Source organism: Chryseobacterium sp. SSA4.19 (genome assembly GCF_022601875.1).
Classification (GTDB): Bacteria; Bacteroidota; Bacteroidia; order Flavobacteriales; family Weeksellaceae; genus Chryseobacterium.
In genome coordinates this window covers 1-10,551 of the sequence record NZ_JAKVIP010000046.1, presented here as the reverse complement: position 1 = coordinate 10,551, position 10,551 = coordinate 1, and the positions used below count along the sequence as shown (strand labels likewise).

The window sequence follows — 10,551 nt, the reverse complement described above, 5'->3', positions numbered from 1 at the left end:
TTATTTTTGAAGAAAGGCTCAGATTATAAAATCTAAGCCCTGACTTTTTAACTTACACACTTTGTGGGAGAGTGTCCGCTAAAAACAGAACTCATTTATGGAAACAAGCTTATTACAAAAGAAAAGATGAAACTGGATATCTTTGAATACATCGAAGTCTGGTACAATAAAAAAAGACGTCACGGCACCCTGAATTATCAAACAATAGAAGAATTTAACAATCAAAACAAAACCTATCTAAATGTAGCTTAACTGATACTGGAATTTTTATTTGCATATCCAATCTTTTAAAATTTCATCTAAGAGGACCTCTATTCTCACAGAATCTGCTTCTTGTTGAAATTCGTTCAACCAATCTATAGCAGTATCATTTTCAGAATTTTTTATGCCCCGTGCACCCATAATAATAATAATAATAATAATAATAATAATAATAATAATAATAATATCTGCTAGTAAAACCTTGCCAGATCAAATCCCATTTCTTTTGATAATTCGTAATACAATTTCTTAGGATCAAGCCCTAAATCTGTATATACTTTGCTTCGTAGTTCTGGAAAATTGCGAAGGTCCATTTTAGCAAAACTTTTTTCAGAATGAAATCCCTCAACCATATCACTATAACCCTGTATGTAAGCTGCTTGATTTGCTAAAACTATTGGAAATTCTGCACTAAACCTTAAATTAAAATCATCTGTGTTGTTATATTTCGTTTCAATTGATAATTCACCGCGCAATAGCTTTACACTCCCATTAACAATGGTTATAATTTCAGGAAATTCAATTTTTGTGTAATTAACAGGTTGGTTATCTAATACTCCCCAATTTATTTTATTTTATTTTCTTTACTATCTATTCTATAAACAAATGTATTTGGAAGGATTATCTTTGTCGAATCAACTTTAACGGGACTATCATAAATTGATTCATATATTTCGACAAGTTGGCATTCTCTAAATACATTAAAATAATTTTCGGTAGCACTAACCGTTTTATGAAATTGATTTTCAACATCAAACAAAACCCGTCCAATAACATATTTTTCTTTATTTTTTAATTGGAGAAAAAAAATATCGCCGTAGTTTGATAACTTTTTTTTATTCATATCTTTAGTTATGGGCATTTTATAACTTTACTAAAATAATCAAATTTCTTTTTTGATAATGCATTGATCTTATTCTTAATCTGTGCATCTAGCTTCTGTAATTTAGTTCCATGTTTCATGATATAGTGCTGTTCTCTTGCAGCAGTTTGAAATGCATTCCAATTATAAGGTATTGAAATATTATGTATCTACAGATACTTTAGTTATGACCTTTTCGAGATCAATACCTTTACCACAAACGGGTTTAAAGATAACACCCTTGCTCTGTATTCTCTAATGCTTTTTTAAGCGACAAATCAAATATTTTCAATCCCTCTGGTAACATTTAAGATCCGGTTTCTAAAGGCGAACTGGATAGAAAATATTTTCATAAGAAATGGATAAAAAGGCAGCTAAGGTAATGCGGCCAGCCACTACGTTATGCCCACCAAAAGGGACGGCATCAACGGTCTCCTCCCCGTAAACGGGTCCCCTCCAATTATTCCGTTTCCTTTTGGTCTTTGCCTGTTGACCGCATTGGATGTCTGCTTTCTTTTTTTCCATTTTTTCTTTTGAAAAAATTTATGGCAAGGGGCTGACAGCTCAGGGCCACAGCGGAAAAAAGGGAAAGCATAATAATGAATGTAAAACCTTTAAAAAGAACGATCATGAACATTATCGGACGATTGACATGGGATGCGGAAGTGCGCAAAGTGGCAGAAGACAGACAAATAGTGAATTTCTCACTGGCGATCAACGACTGCTACAAAAACAGACAGGGTGAACGTGTAGAGCAGACGACCTTTTTCGACTGTGCCTACTGGATCAGCACCAAGGTAGCCAAACTACTGACCAAGGGTACTCTGGTGGAACTGACGGGAAGGGTCTACGCAATGGCGTGGCAGGGCAGCGATGGGGAGGCACATGCAAGGCTCAATTTCCACACCTCAGAGATCAAGCTGCACGGAGGTGGCAGGAGGTCAGCGGAAAACGGCAACAGTACAGATGCCAATACAGACGCAAAAAAAAGTACAAATGCAAGTTCAGCTGCAAACCCTACTTCAAGTGCTGACATCTCGGTTGAACAGGGTGACGATGACGACCTCCCATTTTAGGTCATTGCAATCAATCAATCAATCAATCAATCAATCAATCAATCAATCAATCAATCAATCAATCAATCAATCAATCAATCAATCATATAAAATCCAATATCATGGCACACCACCTTAATTTCAACAGCAGGACTGGAAACTATTCATTTTTCAGTGTAAAAGAAAAACGGAATGGCTTGTAACCCAAAGACAATCTAGCCCTGCGGTTTTGAATGTCTTCGTGCAGGAAAAGCGGCGCAACTCAATTCAAAAATTTTCTCCTACCGCTTTCCCTTTCTGGAAGCTTCCCGAATACAGTTGCAGATTTTTTGCGGGGATATATCGAATATCCCGTGAGCTACTAATGATTATTGTCCTAAAGTTCCGATGGCAATCAATCATTAGCAATTTATTCAAATTCGGCTACAAGAAATCAATTTTTGGCTACAAGAGTAATGGAACGAAATCTGAACTTTGCTCCATTAAATTTTATCAAAATGAAAGTATTTGTTACAGGTGCTACAGGTTTCGTAGGAACTGCCGTAGTAAGGGAATTATTAGACAATGGACACCAGGTCTTAGGATTGGCTCGCTCAGAAGAATCAGTAAAGAAATTGGTGGCAGCCGGGGCAGAACCAATCCATGGAGACCTAAATGATTTTGAAAGTTTGAAGGCAGGAGCTATCACTTCAGACGCAGTGATTCATTTGGGATTTGTGCACGATTTCACAAAATTCGAGGAGATGTGTAAACTGGATGGCAAAGTGATTGAAACTATAGGCGATGCTTTATTAGGTACAGACAAACCTTTTCTCATCACTTCAGGAACGGCACTTTTTTCGAAAGACGGACTTACCAATGAAAAAGATCTTGCCGCAAAGCATTCACATCCCAGAATTGCAACAGAAAATGCAGCCGATGCAGTAGTGGCAAAAGGCGTAAAAGTAGCGGTTATAAGACTCTCTCCATCTGTTCATGGTGAAGGAGATGTCATTGGTTTTGTTCCAACCTCGATTAAAATCACCAAAGAGAAAGGAAAAGCTGCGATGATTAATGATGGTAGTAATTTCTGGCCCGCCGTCCACAGACTGGATGCAGCCAAATTGTACCGATTGGCTTTAGAAAAAACTTTCCAAAGTGGAACAAGGTATCATGCAGTTGCTGAACAGGGAATTCCATATCGTGACATTGCCACTTTCATAGCAGAAAAATTGCAGGTTCCACTTGTTTCCCTTACAGACAGTGAAGCAACCGAGCACTTCGAATGGTTTTCACATTTTGCGGGGCTAAATAATCCAACTTCAAGTGAACAGACCCAGGCAACATTAGGTTGGAATCCACAACACCCAACTTTGATGGAAGATTTGCAGAATGGTGTCTATTTTTCTGAAGAAAAATAACCCTCCCCTTTTTTATTTATTAAATTTGATTAAATATTAAGCTGATGCCTGATTCGCCAATAAGAATAAAAACCATCTCTCAATTCCATGTCTTACGTGGCTTGCCAAAGCCGAAGCATCCACTTATCAGTGTGATCAACTTTGAAGACATGGCACCGGCTGCGGAAAGTATAAATCAGAGTTTAATGTTTGATTTCTATATGATTTCTGTAAAACGAGGTATGGATCACAAGTATAGGTACGGACAACAGGATTACGATTTTGATGAAGGCGTAATGTTCTGTATGGCTCCGCACCAGATTCTGAGTATCATACGGGAAGAAAATGGCAAAAATCCGTCCGGATGGATGATGATTATTCATCCGGATTTTCTTTGGAATACAGTAATGGCAAGTGCGATCAAGAGATATGAGTTCTTTGATTATTATGTCAATGAAGCATTATTTTTATCCGAAGATGAAGAAATAAGAATCCAGCAGATCGCAGATAATATCAGGCAGGAATATCAAACCAACATTGATAAGTTCAGTCAGAGTATTATTATTTCGCAACTAGAAACACTTTTAAACTACTCTGAAAGGTTTTATCAGCGACAGTTTATTACGCGCCATAAAGCGCATCATCAATTTTTAGAACGGCTGGAAATTCTGCTTAAAGATTATTTTGAAGTTAATGATCTGAAGGAAAGAGGTTTACCGAGTGTTCAGTTTCTTTCAGAAAAACTTAAGATGTCTCAATACTATATGCGGAGCCTACTAAAATCTTTAACCGGACAAACAACTCAGCAGCATATCCACGAAAAACTCATCGAAAAAGCTAAAGAAAAGCTGTCCACCACTGAACTTTCAGTTAGTGAAATTGCCTATGAACTGGGGTTTGAGCATTCTCAGTCTTTTAGCAAGTTATTTAAATCAAAAACTGATTTATCACCCCAGGAATTCAGAAAGTCTTTAAATTAAAATTTTCCGAGATTAATTACAGTTAGCTCTTAAGCTTTTTATCCTTCACATCGCTACTTTTAACTTTAACGGATCGCACTTTTTTTATCTGGTGCCCATGAGATATTGTTCCACGGACTGCCTTTTTTTGTTTTTAGATAACCGATGTATTTTTTTAGCATCGATTTTCCTGCGCTATTGTTAAGTCCGATATTAGATTCTCCGGCTAAAAATTCTTCACTGAAATTTCCCCAGTCTGTATAGTGTTCTTTTGCATAAGCATTAACTTTTCCTAAAATATCCAGAGCTTCTTCTTTCTGTAGATAGCCAACATCGGTGGAAGCAGAAGTGATATGGGAAAGTACTGCACAGATTAAAGCCTGTACGCCCTCTTTTTCTGGGTTCCACATGTCCGGATCTATCTTTTCTGGGCTTATTCCGTTAAGAATAGTTTCACTTTTATCCATTCTCGCCGCGTCGAAATACGAAGCTAAAACTTCAATACAGGAAGCCCTGCCTGATATATCAAAATCTCTGCGAAGTACATTGATAAATTCATTTCTATGCTTTTCTAACTTTGGGTATTCTCCAAATTTATAAAGATGGACAGGATATATCTCGTCATCGTCTGTAAGATTAAAAAGAGTAAACCAATCACCAAAAATTACAATTCGAAAGGGTGCGCCTAAGGCGGTCCCAAATTTTTCATGATCTGAAGTTGTATTGATGAGGTCTTTATCTGCATTGATCTCGGTTTCTTTTTGAGCTTTTTCCTGTGCCAGTTCCGCCTTTCCTTCAGCAACACCTTCTTTAAATGAGCTGATGAGCTCTTTGAAAAAATTAATCATAATCAATGTTTTTATGTTTACAATGTTAACTTGGAGCAAACAAACTGCTCGTTAAATTCCCGTTAAATAAATATAGACTTTTTTGTTTTAACCATAATGTCGTCACCATTAATAAGATGTAAGCATCTTCCTTATTATAAAATCACCTTTGATAACCGTTACCAGGATACGTTCTATATTCCAAATCTAATCTGATTAGGCATTCATTTATTTAAGCTTTCTGAGAAATGGCATAAGCCCAAAGACAATTACGCCCTTTGATTGTAACTATCTTTGCGCAAGGAGAGCGGTACAATACAATTCAGCAATTCTCTCTTTCCATTCCCTATGAACTGAATTGCTGAATACTAATGGGATTGTTGTCTGGAATATATCGATATCCATTTTTTCCCTGAATCTTACAAATGGTACGGTTAGGAATTTTATCAAAGTAATTTTGTCCGAAGGCAACCAGCTTATCCCGCCATTGTAAATCTCATCGCACAAACAATTCTGCGACAACATTTTCCAGTCTTTTCTGTAACTGCCCTATTTCAGTTATTTTCACTCTTCTATTGATGCTGGTATGACTTCTAAGCTTCAGATAATCATCCAATTCGTCCCTTGTTGTTTTGGGATTGATCTGATGGAAATTAGCGCTTATCCAATAATCGCCCTTGCATTTATCATTTTATAATTCCAGAAAAATAAGATCATCCTTTTGGTCCCCATCAATATCTTTGATGACGAATGCAGGAATGCTATAATCGCAACCTTCTATTGTTAAAACGGACCGAAATTTTGAGGCTAGCTGATTTGTTTTTGGACTGATGAAAAAGTACGTCAACGATGAGGTCCCCTTACTCTCGCTATCAACTGCACATATTGCCAAAACAATAGGATTATGGTCTAGATTTGTGATGTAGGCTTTTTTAATAGTGATAGGGATCAGCTCTTGACTAGCGGGATTTTTTACTTCTTTGGGGATGATCTGCTTTGCGTAATCAAAGGTGTCCTTTCGCCAATCTGGTAGTACATTGGAAACTCCCTTATTATTTTTCTGTGCTGTAGTAACAATAAAAATAAATAGGCTGATAAAAAGCAATAATCTCTTGTATTTTCGCATTGAATTTATATTTAGATTAGTACTGACGATTTTCGGAATAACCTCGTCGCCTGTTTTGAATAATTATGCGGGATTCTCCTTTTGGCGTACATTATAATTGATCCTGCGAATTCATTGTATTTTAATAATTGATATACCAATAATCAAAGTACTATTTATTTCAAGTGACTCCTATAATTATCGAGAATCAATTTTGCCACTAGCTGGGGGTTTTGGAAATAAATTCCGTGGCTATATTTGGGTAGCAGTACAATCATACTATTTTCATTGTCTTTTATCAGTTCAGAATAATGTTGGATTCTCAGATTATCATATTCTTTCCACCAAGATTTAAAATTGATACCAAGCTTAAGCCTTTGATTTAATTCCTCATCAGGTGCTTCTATGTTCTTATTGTAGGAAATAATTACAGTGGCTGTGATACTGCTTTTTAAGGGCGGGAGGTCACGGTAGTCAACAAAGTAGCTTGCCTTCAAGGCTCGCGTGGCATCATAACGTGTTCCCGGTTTAAAACTTTGGTTCTCCGACATCAATTTAATACTGATTGTAGAAACTTCCTAGTAGCCGGTACCGCTTTTAGATTTCAGCTTTGCTTCTTTATTCTCAGCGGCAGTGAGCATAAAATCGGTTGGATCAGAAAAAACCAGGCCACAAACTTCATCTGGATATTTAGCCGCAAACAGTCTTATATAGGCACCACCAATGGAATGACCAACGAGTAAGTAAGGTGCTTTAATACCTAGTGATTGTAATAAACTATGCAAGCGTTCTACAACCTGAGCATCAGAACTTACGTTGATATCCTGTTCAGACTGCCCTATACCGTTGCGTTCATACTGTATTCCTGATACGGTATTGGGAAAAAATCCAAGTAGAGGATCAAAAGTACCCCCACCCAAGCCGGTCTCAAAAACTAAAACGGGTTCTCCATCTTTTCTTTTTTCGAGATTGAACGTTTTATAGCTCATTTTTTTTCCGTCAACAATCGCTAATTTGCTTTCTTGCTGTGCGAAAATTGAATTTTCAGCTATAAAGAAAATCAAAAGAACTAAGGTGATCTTATTTATAGTTTTCATAGGGTTGGGGTTTAGCATTGGATAGTTATTTATAATTCTAACAAGCCTGTGGTGCTCAATTGATATTGAACTGTGGTGCTCAGTTCATCATGTCATTATTTTTTACTAATTTACTAATTTCATACTTACTAAAAACAAAACAATTTGTTCTTTTCATTGTAAAATTTTACCATTATAGATTTATTCAATCCTGATTTTCTGGCAATAAGCAAATTTATAAACGAATATTTAATGAAGAAAAGGATGTTCCCTTCCATTGTTAAATATCCATGTCAAAGAAATCGTGCAACACACATTAGATTACTCTCATCTCCTGCACAATTTAGGATTTTATATTTGTTGATATAGTTATGTGTTTTTACTGGGAATATCAATACCCATTTCTTTTTTAAATTTAAAAGATTAGCTGGTTAGATATTTTACTAAAAGCCTTGAAGCCCAAAGACAATTACGCCCTTTGATTTTAACTATCTTTGCACAAGGAAAGCGGCTCAACTCAATTCAAAAATTTTCTCCACCCCTTCCCCAGCGGGAAACTTCCCGAATGCAATTTCAGATTATTTAAGAAGATATAAAGCACATCCCAATCCAACATGTAATATACTTAATAATTAAATACTTATAATTAAATGTGACATCAATTATTCGAAGTATATTTACCAGAAATTAAGCCAATAATATTGAACCTATTTATATGCTGCTCAAGTAATATGATTGAAAATAAAATTAAAATCATTCGAATAACAATTCTGCTATTATTATTCTTTACCAAGAGCTTTGCGCAAGAGCATGGTGATACATTAGTACATGAACGATTAAAATATGTACAGGATTTAAAAAACTTTATTGCCAAAAAAGTATGGAATGATTTCGAAAACAATCAGGTAACACAGCTTTATTTTACTGAATCATCAAGTTATTTTTTTTCTGCAGATCCCAAGATTCTGGAAAGGATCAAACAAAAGACCATTCCGCTAAAGGGAATTGACATGATGAAGACCAAACGTATCGATGAGAATCCTTTTCACATGGAGACTGCTGCAGAGTTTACGGACAGCACGGCATTGTATTATCAGAAACCTATTGTAATGTTCAGCGACTTTGAAACTGCAAAAGAATATGTAAGTGACCTGCAAAGTCTTCAAAAATGGGCGTCAATGGTAATTCACGAACTTTTCCACGGATATCAGCTGCAACATACCCCTACGGCAAAGTATAGTAATCAGATTATCCATTTACGGGGAAGTCAATTACAGAAATTATATCTTGAACAAAAATGGTTTGCTGAAAGTATTAAAGCTGAAAACAAATTGTTAATCAGCTTAATGAAAATTAAATCTAAAAAAGAACTGCGAAAAGGACTGGCACAATACATATCACTTCGAGAAGCAAGACAAAAAAAAGCAGAAACTATCCTGGATAACTTCAGTATCAATGAGAACTTTTATGAGAAAATTGAAGGCAGCTCAAAATACGTTGAACTGGCTTTATTGGAAAATTATAAGTTTTTTCCTGAAAACGAGTTTCTTTTAAAAAACGATAGTGCCTACAAGAAGAACTCTTATCAGAATTTTAAACTTGATGAAGAGCCTTGGCAATACCAGACTGAGGGTATCAATTATTTTTATTCCACAGGATATAATTTACTCAGAATCCTTGATAAATTGAAACTCGAATATAAATCAGATTTTTTCAATACCAATACTACGCCCTATGGAATATTAAAAGCCTGCTTAAGAGAATAAAATTACCGTAAAGCATTCAAATAAATTGATGATCTTTAAGAAATCAGCAGATCATCCGGCAGCTTTCTGCGGGACAAATAATTAGGACCTGATCATTTTAACAAATCTTTTAGGAATGATTTATAATCAAATCTCTGTGAAAATGCTATACCGGAATGCTGCTGGTAATCAGTGAAGACGGATTCCTGCTAATTTATTTTAACCAGTTCTACCCGCCGGTTTTTTGCTTTGCTTTCTTCAGAGTCATTGGCAGCCAAAGGACGTTCAGCACCAAAGCCCTTAGCTGAAAGTCTTGTTTTTAATATATTCTGGCTAACAAGGGCTTCCATCACGGAATTTGCCCGATCGGCCGACAATTTTTTGTTATGTGTTGCATCGCCAGTATTGTCAGTATGACCCTCAATGCTAATTTTTAGATTTTTATCTTTATGTAAAGCTTCAGCAATTTGACTCACTACTTCCTTACCATCTGCTGTAATGTCCGATTTATCCGTATCAAAATTAATATAGAGAATAGATTTTCCGGTTTGAACAAGATCTTGAATAATATCATCTGCAGTGATTTTGCTAATGGTTTGTGTAAGTAATTTTTGCTGTAATATATTAAGCTTAGCACCTGCATTTGTAGAAGAATATTGAACCAGAATGTTTCCCTGGGTTTTACTTCGGATTGCATAAACATTAATTTGCTCATCAGCATACCCGATATCTCCCTCGTCGCCTTTGTTAGGATCTTTTTTATAATAGCGTTCAAATTCATCCTGTGTAATGGTACCACTGAAAATTTTAACAGCACCGATTGACGTAAGATAATCATCCATGCTTTTTTCAAAATAGTGTTGAGAGAATTGTATACCCTCCTCATTTGTTATATTGGCCTTATATAATTTACCTTCAAAAGCTTTCATAACTCCTTCGACTGGGAAAAAGCATATATCAAATTTTTTTTGCAGGGGCTTGTTCATTTCTTTTAACCCGTTAGGCAAAGTGAAAAAAGGAAATACGCCGAGATCAGCTTTGGTATAGGGAATTTCTTCAAAATTAAAGTCTTGTGTCGAATCAGTTTTTACCTTTTGTCCAGTTGCAGGTATTTCCACATGATTGGCTTTTTCTACATCTTCTTTTGGCTTTTGTTTACATGAAATAACAATGGTAGCCAATATAAATAAGATTACTGTTTTTTTCATAGAAGTTGTTTAAACTTATTTATAAAAAAAAGTTCCGAGAAAATTAGCAATTTTGGATTGCAATTTAAAAGACT

Annotated in this window: 12 protein-coding genes; 5 read left to right on the top strand and 7 right to left on the bottom strand. The window is 35.7% G+C overall.

Annotated elements, in window-relative coordinates:
• Positions 1–63 precede the first annotated feature (63 nt).
• On the top strand, positions 64–252 hold the full coding sequence (locus MKJ01_RS18385; RefSeq protein ID WP_241632731.1) for an IS3 family transposase: 189 nt from the start codon (positions 64–66) through the stop codon (positions 250–252).
• Positions 253–452: 200 nt separating this feature from the next.
• Here MKJ01_RS18385 and MKJ01_RS18380 read toward each other — a convergent pair whose 3' ends face one another.
• Together MKJ01_RS18380 and MKJ01_RS18375 are read right to left on the bottom strand one after the other, a co-directional pair.
• The gene (locus MKJ01_RS18380) at positions 453–737 is read right to left on the bottom strand and encodes a hypothetical protein (RefSeq protein ID WP_241615704.1); all 285 of its coding nucleotides are present in this window, start codon (positions 735–737) and stop codon (positions 453–455) included.
• An 89-nt stretch (positions 738–826) separates the two neighbouring features.
• Positions 827–1,105: a hypothetical protein gene (locus MKJ01_RS18375; RefSeq protein ID WP_241632729.1), complete on the bottom strand. Its 279-nt coding sequence runs from the start codon at positions 1,103–1,105 to the stop codon at positions 827–829.
• A gap of 647 nt (positions 1,106–1,752) precedes the next feature.
• Between MKJ01_RS18375 and MKJ01_RS18370 the strand changes: the two genes are divergently transcribed.
• The 3 genes from MKJ01_RS18370 (at position 1,753) to MKJ01_RS18360 (ending at position 4,537) form a co-directional block, all read left to right on the top strand.
• Positions 1,753–2,199: a single-stranded DNA-binding protein gene (locus tag MKJ01_RS18370; protein ID WP_241615708.1), complete on the top strand. Its 447-nt coding sequence runs from the start codon at positions 1,753–1,755 to the stop codon at positions 2,197–2,199.
• Positions 2,200–2,675: 476 nt separating this feature from the next.
• The gene (locus MKJ01_RS18365; RefSeq protein ID WP_241615710.1) at positions 2,676–3,578 is read left to right on the top strand and encodes an SDR family oxidoreductase; all 903 of its coding nucleotides are present in this window, start codon (positions 2,676–2,678) and stop codon (positions 3,576–3,578) included.
• Between the two features lie 44 nt (positions 3,579–3,622).
• Positions 3,623–4,537, top strand: a complete 915-nt coding sequence (locus tag MKJ01_RS18360) for an AraC family transcriptional regulator (RefSeq protein WP_241615712.1) — start codon at positions 3,623–3,625, stop codon at positions 4,535–4,537.
• 65 nt (positions 4,538–4,602) lie between these two features.
• Here the strand turns inward: MKJ01_RS18360 and MKJ01_RS18355 are convergent, their stop codons facing one another.
• The 4 genes from MKJ01_RS18355 to MKJ01_RS18340 form a co-directional block, all read right to left on the bottom strand.
• Positions 4,603–5,364, bottom strand: a complete 762-nt coding sequence (locus MKJ01_RS18355; protein WP_241615714.1) for a DUF1266 domain-containing protein — start codon at positions 5,362–5,364, stop codon at positions 4,603–4,605.
• 670 nt (positions 5,365–6,034) lie between these two features.
• Positions 6,035–6,469 (bottom strand): hypothetical protein, encoded by a 435-nt coding sequence (locus MKJ01_RS18350; protein WP_241615715.1) that lies wholly within the window; start codon positions 6,467–6,469, stop codon positions 6,035–6,037.
• A 155-nt stretch (positions 6,470–6,624) separates the two neighbouring features.
• Entirely contained in the window at positions 6,625–6,999 is a 375-nt protein-coding gene (locus MKJ01_RS18345) for a hypothetical protein (protein WP_241615716.1), read from the bottom strand.
• Positions 7,000–7,026: 27 nt separating this feature from the next.
• Entirely contained in the window at positions 7,027–7,545 is a 519-nt protein-coding gene (locus tag MKJ01_RS18340) for an alpha/beta fold hydrolase (protein WP_241615717.1), read from the bottom strand.
• 710 nt (positions 7,546–8,255) lie between these two features.
• On the opposite strand from MKJ01_RS18340, the gene MKJ01_RS18335 reads away from it, so the two are divergent.
• A complete protein-coding gene (locus tag MKJ01_RS18335) occupies positions 8,256–9,290 on the top strand; it encodes a hypothetical protein (RefSeq protein ID WP_241615718.1) in 1,035 nt (344 codons plus the stop codon).
• A gap of 188 nt (positions 9,291–9,478) precedes the next feature.
• Here MKJ01_RS18335 and MKJ01_RS18330 read toward each other — a convergent pair whose 3' ends face one another.
• Positions 9,479–10,477, bottom strand: a complete 999-nt coding sequence (locus MKJ01_RS18330) for an OmpA family protein (RefSeq protein ID WP_241615719.1) — start codon at positions 10,475–10,477, stop codon at positions 9,479–9,481.
• Between the last annotated feature and the right edge of the window lie 74 nt (positions 10,478–10,551).